The sequence below is a fragment of the Mycobacterium colombiense genome (genome assembly GCF_003284975.1).
Lineage (GTDB): Bacteria > Actinomycetota > Actinomycetes > Mycobacteriales > Mycobacteriaceae > Mycobacterium > Mycobacterium europaeum_A.
Map to the genome: position 1 here is coordinate 55577 of NZ_QMEU01000012.1, position 25837 is coordinate 81413.

19 protein-coding genes and 1 pseudogene are annotated in these 25837 nt (G+C 65.9%); 6 read left to right on the forward strand and 14 right to left on the reverse strand.

Annotated elements, in window-relative coordinates:
- The first annotated feature begins 246 nt into the window (after positions 1 to 246).
- From DQP58_RS06895 to DQP58_RS06910, 4 genes are all read left to right on the forward strand, one after another.
- Positions 247 to 1272: a glycosyltransferase gene (locus DQP58_RS06895; protein ID WP_112707723.1), complete on the forward strand. Its 1026-nt coding sequence runs from the start codon at positions 247 to 249 to the stop codon at positions 1270 to 1272.
- Between the two features lie 2 nt (positions 1273 to 1274).
- The gene (locus DQP58_RS06900) at positions 1275 to 2324 is read left to right on the forward strand and encodes a polysaccharide pyruvyl transferase family protein (RefSeq protein WP_112707724.1); all 1050 of its coding nucleotides are present in this window, start codon (positions 1275 to 1277) and stop codon (positions 2322 to 2324) included.
- Positions 2321 to 2998 (forward strand): class I SAM-dependent methyltransferase, encoded by a 678-nt coding sequence (locus DQP58_RS06905; RefSeq protein ID WP_240629591.1) that lies wholly within the window; start codon positions 2321 to 2323, stop codon positions 2996 to 2998. The genes DQP58_RS06900 and DQP58_RS06905 overlap by 4 nt, the downstream gene beginning before the upstream one ends.
- A 112-nt stretch (positions 2999 to 3110) precedes the next feature.
- Positions 3111 to 4367, forward strand: coding sequence for a glycosyltransferase (locus tag DQP58_RS06910; RefSeq protein ID WP_112707740.1), 1257 nt, complete (start codon positions 3111 to 3113; stop codon positions 4365 to 4367).
- A gap of 8 nt (positions 4368 to 4375) precedes the next feature.
- Here the strand turns inward: DQP58_RS06910 and DQP58_RS06915 are convergent, their stop codons facing one another.
- The 14 genes and pseudogenes from DQP58_RS06915 to mutA all read right to left on the reverse strand — a co-directional run bounded on the left by DQP58_RS06915 (position 4376) and on the right by mutA (position 23606).
- Positions 4376 to 5344 carry an MEDS domain-containing protein gene (locus DQP58_RS06915; RefSeq protein ID WP_165827811.1) on the reverse strand — a complete coding sequence of 323 codons (969 nt, stop codon included), beginning with the start codon at positions 5342 to 5344 and terminating at the stop codon, positions 4376 to 4378.
- Between the two features lie 248 nt (positions 5345 to 5592).
- Complete coding sequence (locus DQP58_RS06920; RefSeq protein ID WP_165827812.1) at positions 5593 to 6396, reverse strand: class I SAM-dependent methyltransferase; 804 nt, start codon at positions 6394 to 6396, stop codon at positions 5593 to 5595.
- A gap of 112 nt (positions 6397 to 6508) precedes the next feature.
- Complete coding sequence (locus DQP58_RS06925; RefSeq protein WP_112707726.1) at positions 6509 to 7315, reverse strand: TylF/MycF/NovP-related O-methyltransferase; 807 nt, start codon at positions 7313 to 7315, stop codon at positions 6509 to 6511.
- A 96-nt stretch (positions 7316 to 7411) separates the two neighbouring features.
- Positions 7412 to 8698, reverse strand: a complete 1287-nt coding sequence (locus DQP58_RS06930; RefSeq protein ID WP_112707727.1) for a glycosyltransferase — start codon at positions 8696 to 8698, stop codon at positions 7412 to 7414.
- Between the two features lie 406 nt (positions 8699 to 9104).
- Positions 9105 to 10382 (reverse strand): glycosyltransferase, encoded by a 1278-nt coding sequence (locus DQP58_RS06935; RefSeq protein WP_112707728.1) that lies wholly within the window; start codon positions 10380 to 10382, stop codon positions 9105 to 9107.
- 122 nt (positions 10383 to 10504) lie between these two features.
- Positions 10505 to 11308, reverse strand: coding sequence for a TylF/MycF/NovP-related O-methyltransferase (locus DQP58_RS06940; protein WP_112707742.1), 804 nt, complete (start codon positions 11306 to 11308; stop codon positions 10505 to 10507).
- Between the two features lie 249 nt (positions 11309 to 11557).
- Positions 11558 to 12667, reverse strand: a complete 1110-nt coding sequence (locus DQP58_RS06945) for an NAD-dependent epimerase/dehydratase family protein (RefSeq protein ID WP_112707729.1) — start codon at positions 12665 to 12667, stop codon at positions 11558 to 11560.
- 178 nt (positions 12668 to 12845) lie between these two features.
- Positions 12846 to 13847 (reverse strand): sulfotransferase family protein, encoded by a 1002-nt coding sequence (locus DQP58_RS06950; RefSeq protein ID WP_112707730.1) that lies wholly within the window; start codon positions 13845 to 13847, stop codon positions 12846 to 12848.
- Positions 13848 to 14389: 542 nt separating this feature from the next.
- A complete protein-coding gene (locus DQP58_RS06955) occupies positions 14390 to 15304 on the reverse strand; it encodes a sulfotransferase family protein (protein ID WP_112707743.1) in 915 nt (304 codons plus the stop codon).
- A 330-nt stretch (positions 15305 to 15634) separates the two neighbouring features.
- Positions 15635 to 16807: an acyltransferase family protein gene (locus DQP58_RS06960; protein WP_112707731.1), complete on the reverse strand. Its 1173-nt coding sequence runs from the start codon at positions 16805 to 16807 to the stop codon at positions 15635 to 15637.
- Between the two features lie 241 nt (positions 16808 to 17048).
- Positions 17049 to 18335: a serine hydrolase domain-containing protein gene (locus DQP58_RS06965; RefSeq protein WP_112707732.1), complete on the reverse strand. Its 1287-nt coding sequence runs from the start codon at positions 18333 to 18335 to the stop codon at positions 17049 to 17051.
- A 52-nt stretch (positions 18336 to 18387) separates the two neighbouring features.
- Positions 18388 to 19379: pseudogene (meaB, locus tag DQP58_RS06970) on the reverse strand (methylmalonyl Co-A mutase-associated GTPase MeaB).
- Positions 19380 to 19458: 79 nt separating this feature from the next.
- Entirely contained in the window at positions 19459 to 21723 is a 2265-nt protein-coding gene (scpA, locus tag DQP58_RS06975; protein WP_112707734.1) for a methylmalonyl-CoA mutase, read from the reverse strand.
- A 5-nt stretch (positions 21724 to 21728) separates the two neighbouring features.
- The gene (gene mutA / locus DQP58_RS06980; RefSeq protein WP_112707735.1) at positions 21729 to 23606 is read right to left on the reverse strand and encodes a methylmalonyl-CoA mutase small subunit; all 1878 of its coding nucleotides are present in this window, start codon (positions 23604 to 23606) and stop codon (positions 21729 to 21731) included.
- Positions 23607 to 23786: 180 nt separating this feature from the next.
- Here mutA and DQP58_RS06985 point away from each other — a divergent pair, with 180 nt between their 5' ends.
- Both DQP58_RS06985 and DQP58_RS06990 read left to right on the forward strand, forming a co-directional pair.
- Positions 23787 to 24554: a TVP38/TMEM64 family protein gene (locus DQP58_RS06985; protein ID WP_112707736.1), complete on the forward strand. Its 768-nt coding sequence runs from the start codon at positions 23787 to 23789 to the stop codon at positions 24552 to 24554.
- A gap of 65 nt (positions 24555 to 24619) precedes the next feature.
- Positions 24620 to 25597, forward strand: coding sequence for an endopeptidase (locus tag DQP58_RS06990; protein WP_112707744.1), 978 nt, complete (start codon positions 24620 to 24622; stop codon positions 25595 to 25597).
- Positions 25598 to 25837: the final 240 nt, after the last annotated feature.

Below are 25837 nucleotides of genomic sequence, written 5' to 3' on the forward strand. Positions count from 1 at the left end.
TGCGTCATACCTGTTGCCTGGCAAGCGAATCACTCGCGCAACCTTTACGATTGACGCACGGGTCAGTATCGGTGCTGTTTTCGGCCCGGGGACTGTTAGGGTCGGCAACTAGCTGAAGCCGTCTCCCTTCTCGCGTCCCTGCTGGTCGGACCAACTACGTTTCGACGACCGCGCAGACCGAGCAACTGCGCAGAAGGGAGGCTCGCAGTGACCGTAAGGCCAACAGCGAAGCCCCCCAAGGTCAGCGTGGTTTCGACCACTCACAATCAGCAGGCCTACATCCGGGAGACGTTGGACAGCTTCCTCGCCCAGCAGACCGAATTTCCGGTGGAGATCATCGTTGCCGACGACGCCTCGACCGATGCGACGCCGCGAATCATTCAGGACTACGCCGACCGCCACCCGCACCTGTTCCGACCGATCCTGCGATCCAAGAACCTCGGCCTCAACGCGAACCTGACCGGCGCGCTGTCAGCAGCGCGCGGTGAGTACATCGCGCTGTGCGAGGGCGACGACTACTGGGTCGACCCGCGCAAACTGAGCAAGCAAGTCGCACTGCTCGACCAGAACCCGAACACCGCGGTGTGTTTTCACCCGGTGCAGGTCGTCTGGACCCACGAGCGCGCCGAAGACGAAAAGCTCGTCCACGCCGTGTATCGCAAGTTCGAACAGACCTTCCTGCCGACCTTTCCGCCGCCCTTTCGGGCCGGCGACCTCAGCTTCGAGACACTGATCTCACGAAACTTCATCCAGACCAACTCGGTCATGTACCGCCGCCTCCCCCGCTACGACGACATCCCGGCCGACGTCATGCCGGTGGACTGGTACCTACACGTCCGCCACGCGGCGCAAGGCGACATCGCCATGCTGCCGGAGACGATGGCCGTCTATCGTCGCCACCCACGCGGCATGTGGTACAAGTCCATCACCGACCCCGCAACGTTCTGGCGCACGCAGGGTCGAGCGCATGCGGCGACCTTGGACGCCATGCTCGATGTCGTCTCCGGCGATCCCACGCACGAATCGATCGTCGCCAAAAACGCCAACTGGGTACTCCGCGCGATCGCCAAACAGGTGCCCGGCCCCGAAGGACATGCCCTCCTGGTCCAAACCACTGCGGAGTACCCGCGCATCGCGACACTGGCCCTGCAGAACCGGTGGACCAGGACGCCCGGAGGGCTCCTGAAGAAGTTGCGGCGCAAGGTCGTTCGTAATGCCGCCCGACCGAAGCACGGCGCGGTGCAGCGGCTCAACGAGAGACTGAGCGCCTGACGATGCCCGCCACCGCAGACCCGACCGTCGCCTACCTCGGCTGGCACGGCCTGGGCAATCTCGGCGACGACGCGATCTACGACGCGGTTCGCGGCCAGCTACCCGGGGCGACCTTCCTCGATCTGCCGCGCCTGCCCCACCAATTGATTTATGCAACCGCCACCGCCGCAATTGGTTTGAACCGTTCGCTACGGCGCAGCAGGCAGGTAGTGGGGGGCGGCACTCTCGTCGGCCGGAGCCAGTGGCGGCTCCTGGTCAACCGAGGATTGGCGCTCACCAAGGACAACGGAAGCCACGCAATTGGGGTGGGCGTCGAAGATCCGGCCTTCGGCGGACGCAACAGCGGTTCAGGCAAGGGCGAGCTGAAGCGGTGGGCGCCGATACTTTCCAGATTCCGTACCGTATCGGTGCGGGGGCCGCGCAGCGCCGAACTGCTGGCCGACATCGGGTTGAGCGTCGAGGTGTCCGGCGACCCGGCGCTGCTGCTCCCCCGACCCGACGTCAGTCCCGAAGAGGACTTGATCGGCGTGAATCTCGGTTTCGGGGACGACCTGTGGGGGCACGATCCAATCATGTTGGCCGGCGAAATCGCCAACGCCGTCAAACAGCTGGCCTCGCACGGCTACCGCTTCATCGGGATACTGATGAATCCGGAAGACCGGCGGTGGACCGAAGCGGCGCTGAGGGACATCCCGGAAGCCCAGCTGGTGCTGCCGGCCAACCCCGACGCCGCCGCGCGGGAATTCGCCCGCTGTTCGGCAGCGATCGTCACCCGACTACACGCGAGTGTGCTGGCGTCGCTGTCCGACACTCCCGTCGTTTCCCTTGAATACCAACCGAAGTGCCGCGACTTCGCACTCGCGATCGACGATGAACGGTCCCTGATCCGCACCGACGCGGTGAGCGACACGGCCGTCGTCGACCAGGTACTCGACGCGATCGGGAACTCATCGAGCATCCGAAGCAGCAAGCGCGACGCGGTCGCAGCCCTGCGACATCGCCTGCACAGCGAATACGCCGACCTCGCGCGTGAGTTGGGACTGGCTTCGTGATACCGCTGCGAAAAGCGTTGGAGCTGAAGTGGGTCAAACGGGGCGGGCGCATCGCCGGTCTCCCGCGACGGTTGCCGCCCGCGGCGCGCAAAGCCGCCATCGAATCATCGGCCCAGTCCACGAACAAGATCGGCGCCCTGCCGTTGGCCGAAGCCTACGGGCAGCCGGGCGCGACCCGGAAACCCAAACAGGTCCGGGCCGCGTCGTGGCAGGGCGACCTGTACGCCTACCTGGTGGGCTGGCGCGACCCCGGGATCGTGGTCGAGTTCGGATCGGCTTTTGGGGTGTCCGGGATGTACCTGTCCTCCGCGCTGCGGCGGGGCTGGATGTATTCGTTCGAGATCAACCCCGCCTGGGCTGACATCGCCGAGCGAAACATCAACTCCATCAGCGACCGTTTCACCCTGACCAGGGGTGCCTTCGAAGACCACGTCGGCGACATTCCCGACCCGATCGATCTGGCTCTGGTGGACGGTATCCACACCCGGGATTTCGTGGCCCGGCAATGGCAGCTCCTGAAGCCCCGGTTGACCCCGGGTGGTTGGGTGCTGTTCGACGACATCGACTTCAATCCCGGGATGGGCGAAGCCTGGCTGGACATCTGCGCCGACCCCGACGTGGTGGGGGCGGTCGAGGTGTCTAAACGGCTGGGCCTCATCGAATTGGGTTCTTAACCCCATAGCCCCGTCGGCAGACAGGGCGATCTACTGACGGCCAGTCGATCCGACCGGCAATAATGGGTCCGACGTTGCCCGCAGCAGGACAACTCCGAAAGGCAGGATGTTCGTGAAGTTTGCCCTGGCGAGTTACGGAACTCGCGGCGACATCGAACCGTCTGCTGCCGTTGGCCTCGAACTGCTGCGCCGCGGGCACGACGTTCGCATGGCCGTCCCGCCCGAACTGGTCAGTTTCGTCGAGTCGGCCGGCCTCACCGCGGTTCCGTACGGGCCGAAGGTGCAGGAGTTCTTGGACGAGGAATTCCTTCGCAACATGTGGACGGACTTCTTCCGCAATCCGATCCGGCAGATTCCCAAAGTTTGGGATCCGCTGATCAAGTACTGGGGCGACGTGAGCACAACGTTGAAGTCGCTGGCGGACGGGGCCGACCTGCTCTCCTCGGGCCTGAACTTCGAGCAGGCCGCGGCCAACGTCGCCGAGCATTACGCCATCCCGTTGGCCGCGCTGCATCACTTCCCCATGCGCGTGAACGGCCGGCTCGTGCCGAGCATGCCGGCGCCGCTGGTGCGCTCCACGATGACGGCGATCGAATGGCTGTTCTGGCAGTCGACGAAGGAAGTCGACAATGCGCAGCGCGGTGAACTCGGGCTGGAAAAGGCAAGACATCGCTCGCAGCGCCGAATCGCCGAACGCCGATCACTGGAGATCCAGGCGTACGACGACATTTTCTTTCCCGGTCTGGCAGCCGAGTGGGCGCGTTGGGGCGACCGGCGCCCCTTCGTCGGGGCACTGACGATGGAGCTGCCGACGGACGCCGACGACGACGTCGCATCCTGGATCGCCTCGGGAACACCGCCGATTTGCTTCGGGTCGGGCAGCATCGCGCTCGAATCCGCTTCCGACACGGTCACGATGATCGCGACGGCATGCGCGCGGCTGGGCGAGCGGGCCCTAATCTGCTTCGGCGGCACCGACTTCAGCGACGTGCCACACTTCGACCACGTCAAGGTGGTGGGCCCAGTGAACTACGCGACCATCTTTCCCGCCTGCCGCGCCATCGTTCACCACGGCGGCTCGGGCACCACGGCCGCAAGCCTGCGCGCGGGCATCCCGACCCTGGCCCTGTGGAGCTCGGCCGATCAACCGTATTGGGCCGCGTCGATCAAACGCCTTAAATTGGGGACTGCCCGGCGCTTTTCGGTCACAACCCAGGAAACGCTGTTCTCGGACCTGCGCCAGATCCTCGCCCCGGATTACGCCGTGCGAACCCGCGAGTTCGCCGCGCGGATGATCAAACCCGCGGCCAGCGTCGAACGCACCGCCGACCTGTTGGAAGACGCCGCGCGCCGAAAAGGGTCTGGCTGAGGGCGATATCACGCCGGAACGTCGGCCCAGACCGTCTTACCAACTGGGGACACATCGCAGCCCCATTGGTGTGCGATTTCGGCGATCAGCGCGATGCCGCGCCCCCCTGGCTCGTACGGACCCGGGTGTCGCATCCGCGGTCGAGACTGCGAGGCGTCCTCGACCGCAAAGCGCACGCCCAACGGTGCCGGCGACATCACCACGCGGAAGGCGCTATTGGCGTGCACAACGGAGTTGGTGGCTAGCTCGGTGACAATGAGCGCCGCATCGTCGACTAGGTGCGACAACTTCCAATCCATCAGCGTGGCGACGGTAAAGTGACGCGCCGCCGCGACGGCGGCGGCCACCGGGATAAACAGCTTGTGCGCGACTGGATCTGGGCCCGTGAGCCGATCGCCTGGCATGTCGAGGGCGTCGCCGAGCAGGCTGAGTTCGGAGTGCAGTTGACACATCGAATTCAGTGCATGCAGCGACCCATCATCAAATGAAGCGCTGGGGTAGGCACACATCAGATAGAACTGCCGGGTCGCGGCCAAGTCATTCCATAACGCCTCAAGCGCCAGTGCTCCGGCCACATTGCCCTGATCCCACAGCGCGGCCACCATTTCGCCATATACCCGCACCGGCCGCCCACCACCTGCGGCCCTATCCACGATGCCACCGATTGTCGCCTCGAACGCTGCCGGATCCGGGGCCCCTTCCCTCATGAACTTGCGCAGAATTTCGGCCGCGTCAAGGAGGACCAAGGTCTGCGCACCAAGCTGCGAACCACAGTCGAGCATGCGCGAGATCGCCGCGAGGTGCTGGCCGGTAGCCACAACGACGACACTTTCATCCTGCGACAACCCGTGCGAAATAAAGCCGGCCAGCGCCACCAGGAGATGGCTGTCATCGGTGTAGACGTGCACCACGTGCTCGTGCGGCGCTCCTTCGCGCAGCTTATCGATGGTCCGGCCGTGTTGCGGCAATGTGCTCACCCGCTCTATAGGGAGGGTTGGCGAGGCCCTTCTCACCAGCCTGTATCGGTCAGGCTTATCACACGTTGCACCACATCTCCTGACCGAACGACGTGGGTGTTGCACCCCTTTTCAGCTGGGCTTCGATGAGCGTCGAGGAGAAACTGCAATCGTACTCGCAGCTATGACGGTGATCGCCCGAAACATTGTCGCGGACTCGGCGTTGAAATCGTCGAGAGAAAGTCGCTCGCCCGCCTACGGGGCAGAATTCAGCGCGCAGGTTTGATGAGCAGGCCCTGGCCCGTGGGCAAAGAGCAGATCTTCACACCAAGTTCCCCGGCCACCTCGTCCATGGCGATGCGCTGCTCGTCGCGTCCCCGGTTCGCGTAGTCGTCCAGCAGTACGAAGGCGCCCGGCGTGAGCCGCGGCCAAAAGAACCGCAGCGCAGCAACTTCGGGGGGAGCACAATTCATGTCGATGTGCAGGTATGCCACCGACGGCGCGTCCACCTGCTCGAGGGTCTCCGGGACGGCGCCCACGATGATGCGCTGGTTTTTCCACTGCGCGAAGTTGGCGCGCACGCTGTCCACCCCGTTGGCGTACATCCCGTTGCGCAGGTGTCCTTCGCTCGTTTCCAGCGCACCGGCCTGGCGTTCGTTCTCAGTGACGAATCGGGGATCGATCCCGGCGAAGGTGTCGAGCAGGTAGAACGTCTTGCCCTGGCGATCCCAGTCGAGGTATTCCATGATCGCGCTGCTCAAAAAGCCGTAGCTGACGCCACACTCGACGAAATCGCCCTCGAGCTTGCTGGCGCTCGCCGCGGCCCACAGCCCCACATGCACGCGCCATTGCCATTGGTACCAGTCCTCGTTGCCCAGCGATTTGGCGCCCCTTTTATAGGCGCGTTGGAAATCGGGGTCATCGAGAAAGCCGTGGAAGTTGTTGAACGTGATCAACGCGTCGTTGGCGTAGACGTCGGGCAGCAGCGTACGCGCGAGCCAGTATTCGGTGCGCACCCACCACATCCGCAGGCGGGTGCCGGTCGTCAGCCCTGTTGCCACGGCGGCAACCATAGCATCGGCGCGCACGGCGTCCCGGTGAAGCGCGACGGAAGCGCCATGACCGTGCTTGTGCTATCCCTCAAACGAGGGCAAAACGTTTCGTACACCTACAGTTTCAGCTATCTCACGACTTGCGCCACAGCACGCCGGTGCCGTCGATCTCTACGATCTCGTCAGTCACGCCGTGCTTGGTGCGGTAGTCCGCCACGGCCTGCGCACACGCGTCGATGGCGTGGTAGTCGTCGATGATGCAGAACCCCCCGGGCGACAGCCGCGGATAGAGCGCATCTAGCGCCTGAATCGTCGATTCATACAGATCGCCGTCCAGCCGCAACACCGAAATGCTTTCGATCGGGGCGTCCTGAAGCGTGTCCTTGAACCAACCCGGAACAAAACGAACCTGGTCATCGAGCAACCCATAGCGCTCGAAATTGGACCTGACATCCGCTTCAGGCACGCCCAGGATGCGTGCGTGGCGGTGCAGCCGAATCCCCTTGTCCGCCTTGTAATTGACGGTGTCCGGGGGCGGCACTCCGGCGAAGGAATCGCATAGCCACACGGTGCGCTTCTCATCCCCGTGGGCCGCCAGCACCGCGCGCATCAGGATGGAGGCGCCACCGCGCCACACCCCGCACTCGACCAGGTCGCCGGGCACGTCCTCTTCCAGCACCCTCTCGACGCAGTGCTGCAAACTGGTCAGCCGCTTCATGCCGATCATCGTCAGGGCATCCGCCGGCCAGTCCAGACCGAGATCACGCGCCTGCTTGTTGAACGGACGTTTCCGCACCAGCATCAAGTTGCGGGTGCTGAACAGGGGACGACCCAGCCGGTACAACCCCACCGGCACCAGCTCGTCGCTGCCGTACCTGGTGAGGTCACGCCGGAGCAGGTCGAGGTATGCAAACCGCGTGTCGTGATCGGTCACGGCCAAAGCTGCCCCTTACTCCGCAAGCCAGTAATACCGGTAGAGCCTAGACGCCCATGGACGCCGTTCAATGCGTTTCGCAGTGTATCCGTCACCGGCGGCTCAGCGACTTCGCCCAGCTTGAGCGTCGGGGACACAGCGCCCCTTGCGAGCGAATTCCTCCAGCAGATCGACCGCGCGACCTGCGCTCTCGGAGGGCTTGCTCATCCGGGTGGAGAGCTCACGCGCGCGGGTGAGGTAGTCCGGGGCGAGGATCTTTCGCAGGTCCGCGACCAGCGACTCGGGCGTAGTGGCCGAGAACCGTCGAGACGTGCCGACCTTCAGCCGCTTGACGCGAGACCCCCACATCGGCTGATCACCGGCCGTCCAGAGGATCAGCGTGGGAATGCCGGCGCGCAGGCCCGCCGCTGTGGTGCCCGATCCGCCGTGATGCACGACGGCGCGGCAGGCGGGGAAGATCTTCGTGTAGTTGACCACGCCGACGACCTTGACGTGCTCGAGCTGCGGCACGTCGCTGAAATCGCTCCAGCCGGAACAGATCAACGCCCGCTCCCCCAGCTCCGCACAGGCAGCGCCGATCATCCGGACCGTATCGGCGGGGGTTTCGGCGACCGGCATGCTGCCGAAACCGAAACAAATTGGCGGCGTTCCCTGGGCGATCCACGACAAGACCTCGTCATCGGAGTCCGTCGTCAGTTCCATGGTCAGCGAACCCACGAACGGCCGCTGGGTGCCCCACTTCGCCCATTCTTCGGCCAGCCCCGGGAAGCAGACGTCGTCGTAGGCCTGGATTTCCAGCGACCCGCGTTCGGCGATGCGTCGCGGTGAGGCAACCGTGGCGGTCGGCAGGCCGAGCTCACGGCGTTGCCGATCCTCGGCTTTCTTGTTCATCCGCCAACACATCCAGTCGTAGATGGACATGCCGGTGCGAACCAGAGGGCCGGGCACCCTCGGAAGAAGCTCACCGTTGGGGCGCATCGGGATGTAATGCAGCGTGGCCATCGGAATGTCGTAATAATCAGCGACGTTGATGGCCAGATCCTGGTAGAGCTGGCCGCTGAACAGCAAATCGGCGCCGGCACCCACCGACATCAGCGCCGAGCTCATTTCCTGCCAGTTCCGCAGCACCGGTTCCCAGGCTTCGCGCATCAGACTGATCGGCCCTTTGACGAAGTTCTTCCAGAAATCGCGAATGAACTCGTCACTCCAAAAGTCATGCATATCCGGCCCGTAGCCGATCGCGGGCAGCCCGGCCGCTTCGGCCAGCTCGACGAGATTGGGCGGAACGGCCATCCGGACCGAATGGCCGCGGCGCATCAGTTCACGACCGATGGTGAGGCAAGGCTCGATATCGCCACGCGTTCCATAACTTGCCACAGCAAATTTCATCGCGATGGTTACCTTAATCAGTCTCCGACGGCACGGGCAACTTTGACTGCGGCGTTTCCGCTCGGCAATCCGCGGCTCGCCATTGGACCGGCGAGGCGGTCAGAGTCGTGGTTGTAGTTGTTTCGCAACGGATTTGGCGGCCGGAGACCAGGCTCGATCGTGAAAGTGGCACCGGTGCAGTCGAGTGCGACAAACCCAACCTCATCGGCCTTTCCCCCCGACCGTAGAAGTATGACGACTCTGGGTGGTTTGGCTGAACCCCAGGCGTCGTCGCCTGATTCTACGTAAGTCTGCCAGACTATCTACACCGTGTCTTGGGAAAGCCGGAAGTCGATCCCGAGCCGCCCGCGCTCGTATTCCGATTAACAAACTCCGCTATTTCCGCAGCGCAATGCCGGTAAGCCGATTAGCTGGAGCGGGTACGACTCCGCGAGCTGACGAAGTTCTCCACCACGTCGGCGGCTTTGACCACGCTGTCGGCCGGCTTGGTCATCCGGGTAGCGATCTCGCGGGCGCGCTGGGCGTAGTCCGGGGCTAGGATCTGGCGCAGGTCCCCCACCAACGTTTCCCGGTTCGTTGCCGAAAAGCGGCGTGTGGCACCAACTTTCAGCCGTTTGAGTTGAGCTCCCCAGATCGTCTGATTGGCGTCCATTGACAGGATCAGCGTCGGAACTCCAGCGCGCAGGCTCGCGGCGGTGGTGCCCGAACCGCCGTGATGAACCACCGCGCGACAGACGGGAAATATCGTCGCGTAGTTCACCGGACCCACGACCTTGACGTGATCGGCAAGGGGGACGCCGCTGAAGTCGCTGCGGCCGGCGGCAATCAACGCCCGCTCGCCGAGCTGCGCCGAGGCCGTGCTGATCATGTCGACGGTGGCGGCCGGGGATTCGACCGGCATGCTGCCGAAGCCGAAGCAGATGGGCGGGGATCCCGCGCGAATCCACGACATCACCTCGTCGTCGGCTTCGGTGGTCAGCTCCATGGTCAGCGTGCCGACAAAGGGCCGCAGGCCATCCCATTTCGCCCACTCGGCGGCCAGCCCGGGGAAACACACCTCGTCGTAGGCCTGGATTTCGAGCGATTCGCGCTCGGCGATCCGCCGCGGTGAGGGTCCCGTCGCCTTGGGCAACCCCAGCTCTCTGCGCTGGGTGTCCTCGACCTTCTTGTTCAGCCGCCAACAGAACCAGTCGAACGCCGTCATGGCCGAGCGGGCCAACGGCGGCGGCAGGATGGCGACGACCTGGCCGTTGGGCCGCATGGGCACGTGATGCAGCGTGGCCAGCGGAAGGTCGTAATACTCCGCGACATTGGCGGCCGGCTCCTGGTAACTCTGCCCGGCGAACACCAGGTCGGCGCCGTCGGCCAGCGACATCAGCGTAGTGTTCATCTGCGCCCAGCACTGGTCGCTGAGGTCCCACATCTCGCGCCACATGCCGCGCATCTCCCGGATCTTCCAGAAGCCGCGGAAAAACGCTGTCCAGAAGTCGCGGTACACGTCGAGCCAGGCCTGCGATTCCAGTCCATACGGCACCGCCGTCAACCCGGCGGCCTCGGTGAAGCCGACCGAGTCGGGTGGGACGGCCATGACCATGTCATGGCCCCGGCGTTGCAGTTCGCGCGCGACCACCAGGGAAGGCTCGATATCACCGCGCGTTCCGTAGCTGGCCAGCACACATTTCATCGCGAATCCACGCCCTTCGGTTGCACCATCATTTGCAGCACCGACATCACTGTAAATATCGACGAAACTCGACAGCACCGGTTTGCGCGACCACACCGGGACGAACTACGCGCGGGTGAGCCTCAAGGCTTGCGCCACAGCACGCCGGTGCCGTCGATCTCCTCGATCTCCGCGGTCACGCCATGCTGCGTACGGTAGTCCGTCACCGCCTGACGGCACGCACCGATGGCGTGGTAGTCGTCGATGATGCAAAAGCCGCCGGACGACAGCCGCGGATAGAGCGCATCGAGCGCCTGAATCGTCGATTCGTACAGATCGCCATCCAACCGCAACACAGAAATCTGTTCGATCGGGGCGTCCTGCAGGGTGTCCTTGAACCAGCCCGGAACGAATCGCACCTGGTCATCGAGCAACCCATAGCGCTCGAAATTCGCCCTGACCTGCTCCTGGGGCACCGCTAGGACGGCAGCCGTATGCAACCTGATGCCCTTGTCCGCCTCGTAGTGCGCGGTGTCCGGGGGCGGCACCCCTTCGAACGAATCGCACAGCCACACCCGGCGTTCTTTGTCGCCATAGGCCGACAGCACGGCGCGCATCAAGATCGACGCCCCACCGCGCCACACCCCGCACTCCACGAGATCGCCCGGTACGTCCTCTTTCAGGACCGTCTCGGCGCACCGCTGCAAACTGGTCAGGCGCTGCATGCCGATCATCGTCAGGGCATCCGCCGGCCAGTCCAGCCCGAGATCACGCGCCCGCCTGTTGAACGGGCGCTTGCGCACCAGCATCAACTTGCGGGTGCTGAACAGCGGACGCCCGAGATAGTTCCAGCCGACCGGCACCAACTCGTCGCTGCCGTACCGGGTGAGGTTACGTCGCAGCAGGTCAAGGTATGCGGATCGGGTATCGAGAAAAGGAGATCGCATGTCACGATCGGCCACGGTCAAAGCTGCCCCTTAGTTCAGATGAAGTACTGGCGGTGATGACCTCGGCAACGTCGAGGCCGTCAATGCGTTGCGCATTTCCAACTAGCTCGCCTCACCGGCCTCCTCGACCTACCCCGCTCCTACCGGCGAGCTGACGCGGCCCTACCGAGCAGTAGCAACCATCATAGGCGTAAGTTTGCGCTGCCTCGGTTGCCGGGTTTGCTGGGTGGTTAACTGGGGCCACGGCCCTCAGCGGCGCCCTGCCTGGTCCATGACCGGACGGCCGGATTCGTTCGACGCGGCGGGGGCATCGGATTGCCCGCCGATCCATTCGAGCAGGGCGGACAAGCCTTCGCCGAGGGTGGACTTCGGCTCCCAGCCGAGCTCGGTCCGCGCCGGCTCGATATCGCAGCTCGCGGCGCGCACGTCGCCGTCGCGGAATTTTCCGACGACGACCGGTTCGGGGGCGTCGCACATGGCGGCGATCGTGTTGGCCAGCTCGTGGATGGTGGTGGCAGTGCCGGATCCGATGTCCAGGCAGCGCGGCTGGGTGGCCGGCCGCTGCACGGCCGCGAACAACGCGTCGACGACGGCGTCGATGTAGACGAAGTCGCGCACGATCCGGCCGTCTTCGTAGACCTCCAGCGCGTGCCCCTGACGCGCCAACCGCGCGAACAGCGCGACGATCCCGGTGTACGAGTTGGTCAGCGACTGGCCGGGGCCGTAGACGTTTTGCAGGCGCAGCACGCTGAGATTGGTGTCGTGCGCGGCCGTCCAGGCGGCCAGCAGATGCTCCTGGGCGAGCTTGGTCGCCGCATAGACGTTGGTGGGGCGGGGCTCGGTTCGGTCGGCGCGACTCGGCAGCGGCACCGCCGGTTCACCGGCCGGTCCTCGCGGATCCCAGACGCCCGCCACCAGCTGTGCGTGGCTGCGTGGCTTCGGATAGAAGATGTGCGCGCCGCACTGCCAGGCGCCCTCGCCGTACACCGCCCGCGAGGACGCCAGGACCAGTTGCTCGGGCACAATGCCCGAGCGGCTCAAGGCGTCGAGAAGTTGAGTGGTGCCAACGACATTCACCGAACCGTGCCGCGTCGCCTCGGAGAGCGATTGCGCGGTTCCGGTCTCGGCCGCCAGGTGGACGATCTGGGCGGGGCGGAACAACCGCAACACGGCGTCCCAATCGGGCGCGTGGGTGACGTCGCCGGTGAACAACCGCACGGTGGGCGGCAACTCGATCGGGCGGCCACCGCCGTGCACCTGCGGATGCAAGACGTCCATCACCGCTACGTCGTATCCGGCCTCGACGAGACGGTGTGAGAGCGCCGACCCGATGAATCCTGCCCCACCACTGATCAGCACGGACGCTGACAAGAATCGACGCCTTTCTTTCGTGTGCAGAAGAAATTGCCGGCACCCAGCGGCGCGCGGTCCGGTCGATCATATCGGGCGCTTCCCGCGCCATCAGAGGATTGTGCGAAGCGCACGGGCACACCGAATGCGCACAAGGGGCGCGCGAGCGGCCCCGCGGCGGAGAACGCTAGGCCCAAGTCCCTTTGTGCCGATGCGCCATTGCCATGACCTCCATCACCGGCCGCGCGATGACTGGCCGGAAGATGCGGAAGAGCATGCTGTGCGATAGGCCGTGAAAGTCCTCGAACGCCTTGCGGAAGTCGCGCTCGCCTTGCCGGTAGGACGCGAAAACGCGGTCCAATGTGGAGAAGTCGACGGGATCGTCCTGGGCGGCGTCGTGTAACGCCTCGTAGACAAGGGAGATCCAATCCGCGCCGAAAAGGTCCGTCACCGGCCCGTGGTGCCGCTGGCGATGCAGACCGGGGGTGATGAACTCTTCGATCGCGTCCTCATACTGCGTGTGCAATTCGACCGGCAGCTCGGTGGAAATGCGCTTCATTTCCCGGCGCCAGTCATCGAGAAGGTTCGCATAATCGACGAATACGCGTGGCACGCCACGGGTGTTTCGCTCGGCGAGGATGTTGCATTTCAGCCACAGGGCACTCGCGAGCGCGGGAGAGACGTGCCAGGACTTGACGATCGACGAGATGACCTCCTGCGGGTGACGTACCGCGATCACCGACGCGACGTCGAATCCCGCCTGACGCGCCGCCTCGAACCACAGGTCGGACAGCGTGGTGATCCGGGGTTCCTTGATCACCACCAGCGGAGCCGCGGGCAGGGTGGACAGATAGGCGGCGATTTTCTCGACGCAGGCCTTGTTCTCGTCGGGGCCGACGGCGTCGCCGTCCAGGAATCGCAATGACGGGTCGTACCAGTTGGTCCCGAGACGGCGCAGGATTGTTTCGTTGAGCGAGATGGCAGCCCGCGGCTCCCAGTAGCCGAGCGGATTGTTCGCGTCGGCACCCAGCATTGCCGCCGGCAGCGTGCCACCGCACAACGACAGCACCCGGGTAAGCGCCGAGGTTCCGGACCGTTGCGGCCCTAGGACGAACAGAACGACCGGGCGGGTATTGCCGAAGAAATCGGCGGCGTTCTCGGCTGGGCCGCTCGTCCGGGGCAATCTCATCGCGAATCGAAAACCTTTCACTCGTCGTGGCCGACTTCCGGACTTCTCTTGTATTCCATGCCTTTTGCGATTCGATACCGGCCGACCGACGGCCGCGCATCGATTACCGGAAGCCTGAATCCGAGGCCTCACAACATGTTTGACAAAGGGAAGATTATTTACCGGGCTCCCGCGTGCAAAGTCAGGTCTGCCTTGCGACCGTCAACTTCGCCCCCCGGGGTCAATTTCATCGGATCATTGCGCCCGCTAAGGACTATAGCCCGGCTTGACGGATCAGAACACCATTTTTACGAATCCGTGTCGCTTACTTAATGTTTGGATGACGCGCGGACGAATTGCATCAACGGCCTTCTAAACTGGCTTTAATCTCGGACGCCCCTCCGGGCAACCACCTCGGCAGGCGTTCGCGGCCGTGTCGACAGATCAGCGGCGACTCCCGCGCACACAGCATGGTTACTTTAACAAACGATCTCGGCCGCGGGGCGCAAACCGCGCCGAGACCGACGTGTTCCGTCAGGACGCCGATGCTGACCGGCGCGGCGTTAGGCCCACGGTCCCCGGCGCCGATGCAGCATCGCGCCGAGCTCGAGGATCCGCTTGACGACGAACGGCCTGAACACCCGGCGAACCACGCTGTGCGTTCGGGTATGGAATTCGGTGAAGGCCATGCGGAAATCACGTTCACTGGCCTGATACGACTCGAAAACCCGGTCCAGTGTCGAGACATGCAGGGGGTCGTCCTGCGCGGCCGCGCGCAACGCTTCATAGACCGCGGAGATCCAGTCCGTGCCGAAGTGCTCGGCCACCGGGCCGCAGTATCTCTGGCGGCGAAGATCGGGTGTCAGGAACTGCTCGATCGCAGTCTCTTCGACGGTGTCCAGGTCGATTTCGAGCGTGGTGGCGATCCGTTTCATCTCGCGATGCCAGTCGTCGAGGAGGTTGGCGTAGTCGACGAACACGCGCGGCATCCCGCGGGTGTGCCGTTCGGCCAGCAGGTTGTACTTGAGCCATAGGGCGCTGGAGAGTTCGGGGGAAGTCTGGACGTACTTCGCCGCCGAGGCCACGACCTCTTGCGGGTGGCGCACCGCGATCACCGCGGCGACGTCGAAGCCGACCTGGCGCGCCGCCTCGAACCAGAGTCCGGAGAGCGCCGTGATTCTCGGCTCCTTGATGACCACCAGCGGCGCCGCGGGCAGCGTGCCCAGATACTCGGCGATTTCGGCGATACAGGCATTCTTTTCCTCGGCGCCGAACGCAGACTCCTCCTGCAGGCGCAGGGTCGGGTCGTACCAGTTGCTGGCGTGGCGGCGCAGGATCGTCTCGTTGAGCATGATGGCTGCGCGTGGCTCCCAATAGCCGCGCGGGTTGTTGCCGTCGGCGCCGCACATGCCGGCCGGCAGCGTGCTTCCGCACAGTGAGAGCACCCGGGTCAACGCCGATGTCCCCGATCGCGCCATGCCCAGCACGAACAGCGCGACGGGGCGGACCGTGGTGCCCGGGCGGGAGGAACGCGCCGGAAGATCGACGGCGCATTCGGCGGATTGACTCGTCCGGGCAGGCGTCATCGCGGAACCCATACCTTTCAGTTCGCGTCTGGCGGGCCCCCGGATCTCGGGTCATTATGCATGACTTTGCAATTTCTCGGGCGGTGTTCAATTACACGTTTCCGGCCACTACGGCGCCGACCCAAGGTGTTCACGACAACGTCAATTGACGAGGCGGCGTTGATTCCTGCGAGCGTTGTGCACTATTTGCACAACGCTGGAATCACCGGTGCTTTCAGCGACTTATTCGGCCGGAACGGCGTCCGCGGCCGGTGGTGCGCCAACCGCCGCGTCACCCCGTCCACGTGTCCGGCGCTTGAAGCGGGATTTGAGGGACAGCGCACGCTTTTCGACCAAAAACCAGCTGAGCGCGGCCAACGGCAGCGTGGCGACGCCGGCGACCACCGCGAAAACCAGCGGGGGCAGGAAGGCCAGGCCGCAGATGACCAGCAGCTGCTGCATGGGCCACGCGTAGATGTACACGCCGTAGGAGAGGTCGGTGCGTAACCGCAAGCGCCTGTTGTGAATCAGCGCGCCCGAGACTACGACGGCGTAGGCCAGCGGAAGCGCGGCGAGTACCCGATAGTTGGGCACCAGCACGCCGGTCACCACGACGATGGCGGCGCTCACGGCCACCAGTGACCATCGGGCGGGAACGACGTCCCGAAACTCGTGCAGCACCGCGCCCGCCGCGAACACGAGCGCGAAACGCGTAATCATCTGGAAAAGCGTCGGCACCGCCGCAACGGGATATGACAGGAGCGCCGCGGCCACCAGGAAGAGTGCGAACACCACCGGCGCGGGCCACCGACGATTGAACAGGCCGGCTACGCCGGCGGCGGCCACGGCGATGTAGCACAGCATCTCGAATATGAGGGTCCACAGGACCCCGTCCCACACGCGCGGGAATGGGACATTCTTCGGCGTTCCATCGATGCCGGCGTGGTAGACGTTCAATACCGCGTTGTTCAGCCAGTAGGTGATCGGTGCGGGTGACAGCAGCAACCTGGCGGCCGAGCCCCCTTGGATCGCGACCCCGATCGGGGCGATGACGAAGGCCACCACCGCCAGGCAGACCCACAGTCCGGGGAAGATCCGCAGGATCCTGGCGACGAAGTACGCGCGAAGTCGTGGGTTGCGGACCCAGCTGGAGGTGATGAGGAATCCCGAGACGACGAAAAATCCGTCGACCCACACCTGGGTGAGTAGCTGCTCGACGGGAGGGTGCAACTTGCGGCCGGTCAGCGGCCACGAATGTTCCAGGATGACGCCCGACGCCATTACCAAGCGCCATGCGTTCAGTGCGTTGTTTCGTGCGTCGAAGACCTGCGCGAGTCTCGGGCTAGCCACCCGCCGCCGCTTCGGTCGCCTGCTGGCGGCGGTACGAGGGCCGGTAGCTTTCGGGTTCGCGCTCATCTGGGGATTCCCATTCCGATGCGTTCGACCAGGCGACCTGAGTTTGCCGCTTTCCTGGCTGCGAATATCGCCGTCCGGCCATCAGCGCGCCCCCAGAGCGCAGATCACTGACCGGCATTCCGGCGACGCCGCGGAATGCACGGAAATGGACGGGGCAAACACCCGCACAGAGTACAGCGCTCGCAATTCAGCCGTGCGGGTGCGGCCAGACTCTTTCAGCGCCTCTCGGCGTCGTTGGGCGTCAGCCGGCGACGGCACCCGGCTCGGCGAACGGCGCACCGAACTCGGTGACCGGGCGGAAGCCGTGCTTGCGCACCTTCTCCGCGGCGCGGCGGATCAACGCATAAATCCCGACGAACGCCGCGTGATCGGTCATCACCAGAGGTGTCAGCAGCCGGTTGTGCACCAGCGAGAACGCCACCCCTGAGGCGGGGTCGGCCCATCCGAGCGAACCACCCATGCCGACGTGACCGAAGCCGGGCATCACACTGCCGATCGGCAGGCTGTGATATCCCAGATGGAAAGCCAACGGCACGTAGAGGTTTCGGTCCGGCCGTAGGCTCCGCTCGCCAGTCAGGCCCGCGACCAGCTGACGGGAGAGCAAGCGGATGCCGTCCACCTCGCCGCCGTTGGCGATGGCGCCATACATTCGGGCCAGCCCGCGCGCCGTGGCTACGCCGTTGGCCGCCGGGATCTCGGCGTCCAGCAACGGGGTGTCACCTTGAACCGCGGCGATCAGACCCTTGAAGTACATCGACCGGTACGCCCCGGACATCTCGTTGGCCACCTTGCGCGTCACGTAGCTGACGACGGGGTTCCCGATCACGTTTTGCGGGCAGATGATCTCGGCGACCCGCGTCGGCGCCTGGGCCGGCGGGCGGCCGAGGTGCAACCCGTCGGTGCCCAACGGCTCGGCGAGCTCCTCGCGGATCAGCGTGGCCATGCCCTTGCCGGTCACGGCCCGGCCCAGGCCGGACATCAGCCAGCCGAAGGTCAGCGCGTGATACGCCGATTTGCCCAGCAGCCGTCCGGGCGCCGCCGCGGCCAGCTTCTCCTCCATCACGACGTGATCGAGCAGTTCTTCCTTGGTGGCGCCGCGCAGGCCGGACAGGCCGGCCTGGTGTCGCATCACCTGGCGCACGGTCATGTCGGCCTTGCCGTTGGCCGCGAACTGGGGCCAGTACTCGGCAACGGGTGCGTCGTAGTCGATCAACCCCCGGTCGGCGAGCCGGTGGATGACGGTGGCGGCCATCCCCTTGGTAGCCGAGAAAACCATCGGGGCGGTGTTCTCCGTCCACGGCCGCTGCCCGGCCCGGTCGGCCCACCCGGTCCAGACGTCCACGACGGGCTGGCCGTCGACATAGACGGCCAGCGCCCCGCCACCGAACCGGCGCGCGGGGAACATGCTGGCGAAACTACGAACGACGCAACCGAAGTGTGAGTCCGCCGCGCCGGACACACGATGACCTGCGTCAAGGTCATCATGGACACGGACCGCGCGGCGATCGACTCGGGTATCCACCGTCACAACTTTGAATTTACTTCCATTACACAACCGGTAGGAGCGAAATCTGGATTATTTACCTATCCGTTAGCCCGACGCGGCCGTCAATATTTGCTGGGCCGCCAGCGCGGGAGTCAGCTCCCCCGCCTTGACCTTTCGCTCCACGTCGGCGCGGATCTTGCGCACCGCCGGGCTGGACAACAACCGGTCCAGCACCGTGTCGCGCACCATCTGCCAGGTCCAGTCGACCAGCTGCTCCCGGCGGCGCGCCTCGAACTCCCCCGCCTCGCTGAGCACCTGGCGATGCCGTTCGATGGTGTCCCACAGTTCCTCGAGGCCGGTCCCCTCGGCCGCGCTCATCGTGAGAACGGGCGGCCGCCAGAGCGTTTCACGCGGGTGGATCAGCCTGATCGCCCCGGACAGCTCGCGCGCCGCCGACCGGGCCTCGGCGAGATGATCGCCGTCGGCCTTGTTCACCACGACGATGTCGGCCAGCTCCAGCACACCCTTCTTGATGCCCTGCAGCTGGTCGCCCCCGCGCGCCAGGGTCAGCAGCACGAAGGTGTCGACCATGTTGGCCACCGTCACCTCGGACTGGCCGACCCCGACGGTCTCGATCAGGATGACGTCGTAGCCGGCGGCCTCGAGCAGCACCGCCGTTTCGCGGGTGGCCTTGGCCACCCCACCCAGGGTGCCCGAGGTGGGCGAGGGCCGAATGTATGCATCCGGATGCATTGCCAGGCGCGCCATCCGGGTCTTGTCGCCCAGGATCGAGCCGCCGGTCCGCGTCGATGACGGGTCGACCGCCAGCACCGCCACGCGGTGGCCCAGCTCGATCAGGTGCATGCCGAGCGCCTCGATGCTGGTGGACTTGCCCACCCCGGGGATCCCGGTGATGCCGACGCGATAGGCGTTGCCCGAGTCCGGCGTCAGCTCCAGCAGCAGCTGCTGCGCCTTTTCGCGGTGGTCGGCGCGGGTGGACTCCAGCAGCGTGATGGCCCGCGGCAACGCCGCGCGGTCGCCGTTGCGGACCGCCTCGGCCAGCTGCTTCACCGTCCGCCCGCTCATTGGCCCGCCGCCTGTAACGCCATGGCGAAAATCGGTGCCATTCTTCGCCGTAGCGTTACGTGCGCAGCAGGAATTGCGGTCACTGGCCGAGGTCGTAACCCAGCCGCTCGGCGAGCTTGTGCAGCAAGCCGATTGCGGCGTCGGCGATCACCGTCCCGGGCGGGAAGATGGCGGCGGCCCCGGCCTCGTACAGCTCGTCGAAGTCACCCGGCGGGATGACGCCGCCCACCACGATCATGATGTCGGGCCGCCCCACCTCGGCCATCGCCTCGCGCAGCGCGGGCACCAGCGTCAGGTGACCGGCCGCCAGCGAGGACACCCCGACCACGTGCACGTCATTGTCGGCGGCCTGGCGGGCCACCTCCTCGGGCGTGGAGAACAGGGAGCCGACGTCGACATCGAACCCGATGTCCGCGAACGCCGTCGCGATCACCTTCTGGCCGCGGTCGTGGCCGTCCTGGCCCATCTTGGCCACCAAAATCCTGGGGCGCCGACCGTCGGCTTCCGCGAACTTCTCGACGAGTTCGGTCGCGTTGGAGAAGGAAGTCATGTTTCCGCCCCCTCGTGCTTCGTCGCGGTAGACCCCGGCGATAGTACGGATCTCCGCCTGGTGGCGGCCATACACCTTCTCCAGCGCGTCGGAGATTTCGCCGACGGTGGCCTTGTGCCGGGCCGCGTCGATGGCCAAAGCCAGCAGGTTGTTGCCAAGACCATCGTCACCCGCCCGGCCGTGCGCGGCGGCCGCCCGGGACAACTCGGCCAGCGCCGCCTCGACGGCCTTCTGGTCCCGATTCGCCCGCAGCTCTTGCAGTTTGGCCAGCTGCTCGGCCCGCACCCGGCTGTTCTCGACCTTGAGGACCTCGACCTCCTGGTCCTCTTCGACCTGGTACTTGTTGACCCCGATCACCGGCTGGATGCCGGAGTCGATGCGGGCCTGGGTGCGCGCGGCGGCCTCCTCGATGCGCAGCTTGGGGATGCCGTCGCTGATGGCCTGGGCCATGCCGCCGTGCTCGGTGACCTCGGCGATGTGGGCGCGGGCCTTCTGCGCGAGCTGATGCGTCAGCCATTCGACGTAATACGAACCCGCCCACGGGTCGATGGGCCGCGTGGTGCCCGACTCCTGCTGCAGCACCAGCTGGGTGTTGCGGGCGATGCGCGCCGAGAAGTCGGTGGGCAGCGCCAGTGCCTCGTCGAGCGCGTTGGTGTGCAGCGACTGCGTGTGCCCCTGCGTGGCGGCCATCGCCTCGATGCAGGTGCGGGCGACGTTGTTGAAGGCGTCCTGCGCGGTCAGCGACCAGCCGGAGGTCTGCGAATGTGTGCGCAGCGACAGCGATTTGGCGTTCTTCGGGTTGAACTGGGACACCAGCTCGCTCCACAAGAGCCGGCCCGCCCGCAGCTTGGCGACCTCCATGAAGAAGTTCATCCCGATGCCCCAGAAGAAGGACAGCCGGGGCGCGAACTTGTCGATGTCCAGCTCGGCGTCCAGGCCGGCCTTGATGTAGTCGACCCCGTCGGCCAGCGTGTAGGCCAGCTCCAAATCGGCTGTGGCACCGGCTTCCTGGATGTGGTAGCCGGAGATCGAGATGGAGTTGAACTTCGGCATCTTCGCGCTGGTGTAGGCGAAGATGTCGGAGATGATGCGCATCGACGGCTTGGGCGGATAGATGTAGGTGTTGCGCACCATGAACTCTTTGAGGATGTCGTTCTGGATGGTGCCGGCCAGCTTCTCCGGCGGCACCCCCTGCTCCTCGGCGGCCACCACATACAGCGCCAGGATCGGCAGCACCGCGCCGTTCATGGTCATCGACACCGACACGGTCGACAGGTCGATGCCGTCGAAGAGCTGACGCATGTCGAGGATGGAATCGATTGCCACACCTGCCATTCCGACGTCACCCTGCACACGCGGGTGGTCGGAGTCGTACCCGCGGTGGGTGGCCAGGTCGAAGGCCACCGACAAGCCCTTCTGGCCGGCGGCCAGGTTGCGCCGATAGAACGCGTTGGATTCCGCGGCCGTGGAGAAGCCGGCGTACTGCCGAATCGTCCACGGCTGGTTGACATACATCGTCGGGTAGGGCCCCCGCACGAACGGCGGCTCGCCGGGAAAACTGTGCAGCGGATACCCGTCGGCCTCCACGGCGGCGCGGTCGGCGCCGATGTAGACCGGTTTGACGTCGATGTCTTCCGGTGTCTGCCATTGCAGTTGGTCGGGCGTGTACAGATGCGCGGCCGCCGCCGCGGCCACGTGTTCTTCCACGGCGGCTTCGGTCGCCGGCGCAATCGCCCGCTCGCTGTGCAGCGGCACGTCGGCGAAGCTGCCGACAGCAGGTGCAGTGGTCGTCATCGTAACTACGCCCCCAACCTTGTGAGCAGATCCGACAGAGTTTGCACCGCATTGATTTTCGCGGTCAGGAATTGGTCCGGTTGGTGCTCGGCGTCGGCCACGGCCTTATCGGGTCCGGCCAGATAGACGCACGCAATGCCGGCGTCCCGCGCCGCCCGCACGACACCCGAGGCCTCGGCCTGGTAGCGCTTGTCGGTGCCGCAGATGACCGCCACCGTCGGTGACCCGGCATCGCTCACCGCCGAGCCGACACCGTCGGCGTCGACCGTTCCCGGGTTGATCGCCTCGATACCGCCGGAAGCCAGCAGGTTCGAGGCGAACGTAGCGCGGATGTTGTTCTCGGCCAGCGGACCCAGCGGCAGCAACAGCACCTGCGGGCGCGATCCGGTGCGGGCCAGGTACGCGTCGGAGCGATCCCGCAACGCCTCGAACTCCGCGGCGTACCGCACCAGCTTCCCGGCGGCCAGCGGCGAATACGTCGAATCGCTTTGCGGCAGAGGCGGTTCGGTGAGGTTTGGGAATTCGTTGACACCGGTGATCGCGGTCCGGCGGTGCGCGATGTCGTCGCTGCGGCGGGCGGCGACCTCGGCGATCTGACCGGCGATGAAGTCGCGGGCTTGCGTGAATCCGCCGTGGGCCTCGATGGCCTGGAAATGCTCCCAGGCCTGCTCGGCCAGGCGCCGGGTGAGGTCCTCGACGAACCAGGAGCCGCCCGCCGGGTCCAGCACGCGGCCCACGTGCGACTCTTCGAGCAGCAGCAGCTGCGTGTTGCGCGCGATGCGGCGGGCGAAACTCGTTGCTACGTCGGGGAATCCGCCGTCGATGGCCACGTCGAACGGGAACACCAGCAGGGAGTCGGCGCCACCGACGCCGGCCCCGAAGGCGGCCAGGGTGCAGCGCAGCATGTTCACCCACGGGTCGCGCTGGGTCATCATCGGCAGCGACGTCTCGGCGTGGACGACGGCCGCGCCGGCATCCGGCTCGCCGACGACTTCGGCGACCCGCGCCCACAGGTTGCGCGCGGCGCGGAACTTGGCGATCGTGATGAATTGGTCGTCGTCGGCGGCGAATCGGAAGCTGATCTGCCGCAACGCCTGGCCGATCGACAGCCCCGATTCGGTAAGCACCCGCAGGTAACTCACCGCGGCCGCCACACTCGCGGCGACCTCCCACGTCGCGTTCGCGCCGAGGTTGTGGAAGGCGGGCCCGTCGACGGTGATCGCGCGCACCCCGGTGTGATCGGCGGCCCGCTTGGCCACCGCGACCACGTCCTCGATCTTCGGCGCGGGCCGCTCGCTGAGCGCCGCGCTCAGTGGGTCACCGCCCAGGTCGATCGACAGGGTGGCGCGCTGGTCGGGTTCGACCGCGTGCGCCAGCGCCAGCGCCACGTCGCCGGCCGCCGCGTAGTCGGCGCCGGCTTCGAGGATCAGCGGCGCCATGCTCAGGTAGACGCCTTCGAGCGCCTCGCCCAGCTGGTCGGGCGCCACGCCCGACTCCCCGATCCGCAGCACCACGGCGCCGGCCCCGTTGCCGAGCGCGTCGAGCACCGCGGAGTTGACGTCCTGTGCCGCCACACCGGGCACCGGCGTCGCGGGGAACGCCTCGGCGACCTTCCAGCCGGACTTGACATCGCGCAGCGCGTCGCCGCCCCGCACAAAGGGCCACTCGCCCGGCAGCGGCGGTTCTGGCAATTCGTCGAGCGCGGTGTAGAGCGCGCGGATCGCGATCCCGTCATACGTCGGCGTTTCCAGCAGCCGCTCGGGCGCGTCGCCCAACTGCTGGGGGTCCTTCCGGGTGCTTTTCGCCAGCACACCGGCGACCGCACTGCGCCAACGCCCGCGAACCTGTTCTAGCTCGCCGAGCTCGGGTACATCAATGGACACCGATTGCTCCCTTTTCCCAGCATTTGGGCTACAACTCTGGGGATACCACTTAGCTACTGAGGCTAATTGATGACCGCTCGTCGCTAAAAACCGCCAGGTGCGGCGGGCGGTCACGATTGCCGATGAAACACCAGCGTCGGGCAACGCCTTATTCACCCGCGCCCCGTACCCTAGGAAGCCGTGACGGGTTCCGCCACCAGCAAAATCACCGAAACGCTGCGCGATCTCGGCTGCGCCGTCGGCGTCACCGCGCGCAGCGTGTCCCGGTCGCGGATCGCCTGGACAGTGGTGGGCATCACAGCGCTGGTGGTGCTGGCGTCGTGGCTCCCGCTGCCCTCGCCGGTGCAGATGCGCGACTGGGCGCAGGCAAGCGGACCGTGGTTCCCCCTGGCGTTCTTGGTCGCCCACATCGTCGCGACGGTGGTGCCCGTTCCGCGCACCGCGTTCACCCTGGCCGCCGGACTGTTATTCGGGCCGCTGCTCGGCGTCGCCATCGCGGTGGTCGCCAGCACCGCGAGCGCGATGATCGCGCTACTGCTGGTGCGCGCGGCTGGATGGCGGCTGAACCGGCTGGCGCGTTACCGATCTATCGAAACGGTGGAAGAGCGCCTGCGGCAACGGGGCTGGCTGGCCATCTTGTCGTTGCGGCTGATCCCCGCGGTGCCGTTCTCGGCGCTCAACTACGCCGCGGGCGCGTCGAGCGTGCGGGTGCTGCCCTACGCGGTGGCGACCCTGGCCGGGTTGCTGCCCGGCACCACCGCCGTGGTCGTCTTGGGCGATGCGCTCGCCGGTCACATCAGCGCGCTGCTGTATCTGGTGTCGGCGATCACCAGCGCGCTGGGACTGGCCGGGTTGATCGTCGAGATCCGCCACTTCCGTCGGCACCACCGCCGTGCGCACCGTCCGCTCGACGATGAAGCCTCCCCCGAGCCGGCCGCCATCAGCTGATCACCAACTTCGGTAAGACCGCCGCGCGGCGCGGCAAAGATCGATCTAATGGAGTGGTGTACGCGATGGAGGTCGCGAGCTGGGGGACGCCATACTCGCCGGCTCGTACCGTCGCGTTGCCCCTGAGCGCCGTGGTGTTGGCGGTACTCGCCATGCTGGGGTTCCTACCCGGTCCCGGCGAGCTGCGTAGCAAGCCGAAGAGGAGCCTGCGGGCCAGCTTGCACGTGCAACCCCGCCGCGCCAGGATCCATACCTCATTGCTCACCCTCGCGGCGGTGTGCAGCGTCACCGCCCTGGTGACGGCCGTCTGCCTGTACCCCAGGGCCACCACGCCGGCGCAGCAGCCGGCGCCGTCACCGCCGCCCGTGCTGGCACCGATCGATCTGCCCGGCGCCAGTGCGGTGGGCCCCGGGGCGGGAATTTACGTGGCCTACGCCGACGGCTCGGGCGGAATGGGTTGCACCGCAGGCTTTCTGGTGCACACCGGCGGCGGCGCGGCTGGGATTCTGACCGCCGGGCATTGCAACCGTCCCGGGCAACCCAGCAGGGTGACGATGAACCTGGGCGGCGTCCTGCCCTACGCGACGGTGGGCACGTTCCGCGAGACGGTCAACGAGGGAGTGCACAACGAGCAGCACGACATCGGGCTGATCGCGCTGGACGGCGACAACATTCCCCAGTCCTCGGCGATCGCCTCGTCGTTGGCGGTCACCGGTGTGGCCACCAACCTGCAGATCGGCCAGCAGTTGTGCAAGTTCGGCATGGGCTCCGGGGCCGACGCGTGCGGGCAGATCGTGGAGATCACCGGCAGCAAGGTCGTATTCCTGGCGAGCGGTCAGTGCGGCGATTCGGGCGGCCCGGTGTATCACTACGAAACCGACGGCACCGTCAGCGCCGTCGGCATCCTCATCCGCGGCGGCGACCCCTACATCCCTAAAGCCGGGTGCGCGGCCCGGGCCAAGTTCTCCGTCGCCGAATTGGTGCGGCCCTGGCTGGCCAGGTGGCATCTGACGGCGGTGACGGCACCGGCTTCCCCGCGCTGACGAGTCTCGCTGAGCGGCTCCTGCCATCTTCAGGTCGGCTTCAGGCTGGCTTCCTACCGTCGCGGCATCGCCTCCGAAGCGGCGACGCCTAGGGCGCGGTGACCGGTAAATGCGGTGCGAGTAGCACGATTTCGCACCGACCGGAGGAAGGAACCGTCGACAGAGAGGATGGATGAACCCAGTGAAGATCAGAGAACTCATCGCTGGTTCGTTGCTTGTGGGCGCTCTTGGGGTGGCCGC

Excerpts from the sequence above, each read along its gene's own strand:
- DQP58_RS06900 (WP_112707724.1), top strand. The coding sequence starts at position 1,275 with ATGCCCGCCACCGCAGACCCGACCGTCGCCTACCTCGGCTGGCACGGC.
- DQP58_RS06920 (WP_165827812.1), bottom strand. The coding sequence starts at position 6,396 with ATGGTTGCCGCCGTGGCAACAGGGCTGACGACCGGCACCCGCCTGCGG.
- DQP58_RS06930 (WP_112707727.1), bottom strand. The coding sequence starts at position 8,698 with ATGAAATTTGCTGTGGCAAGTTATGGAACGCGTGGCGATATCGAGCCT.
- DQP58_RS06935 (WP_112707728.1), bottom strand. The coding sequence starts at position 10,382 with ATGAAATGTGTGCTGGCCAGCTACGGAACGCGCGGTGATATCGAGCCT.
- DQP58_RS06940 (WP_112707742.1), bottom strand. The coding sequence starts at position 11,308 with ATGCGATCTCCTTTTCTCGATACCCGATCCGCATACCTTGACCTGCTG.
- DQP58_RS06950 (WP_112707730.1), bottom strand. The coding sequence starts at position 13,847 with ATGAGATTGCCCCGGACGAGCGGCCCAGCCGAGAACGCCGCCGATTTC.
- DQP58_RS06955 (WP_112707743.1), bottom strand. The coding sequence starts at position 15,304 with ATGGCGCGATCGGGGACATCGGCGTTGACCCGGGTGCTCTCACTGTGC.
- DQP58_RS06960 (WP_112707731.1), bottom strand. The coding sequence starts at position 16,807 with ATGAGCGCGAACCCGAAAGCTACCGGCCCTCGTACCGCCGCCAGCAGG.
- scpA (WP_112707734.1), bottom strand. The coding sequence starts at position 21,723 with ATGACGACCACTGCACCTGCTGTCGGCAGCTTCGCCGACGTGCCGCTG.
- DQP58_RS06990 (WP_112707744.1), top strand. The coding sequence starts at position 24,620 with ATGGAGGTCGCGAGCTGGGGGACGCCATACTCGCCGGCTCGTACCGTC.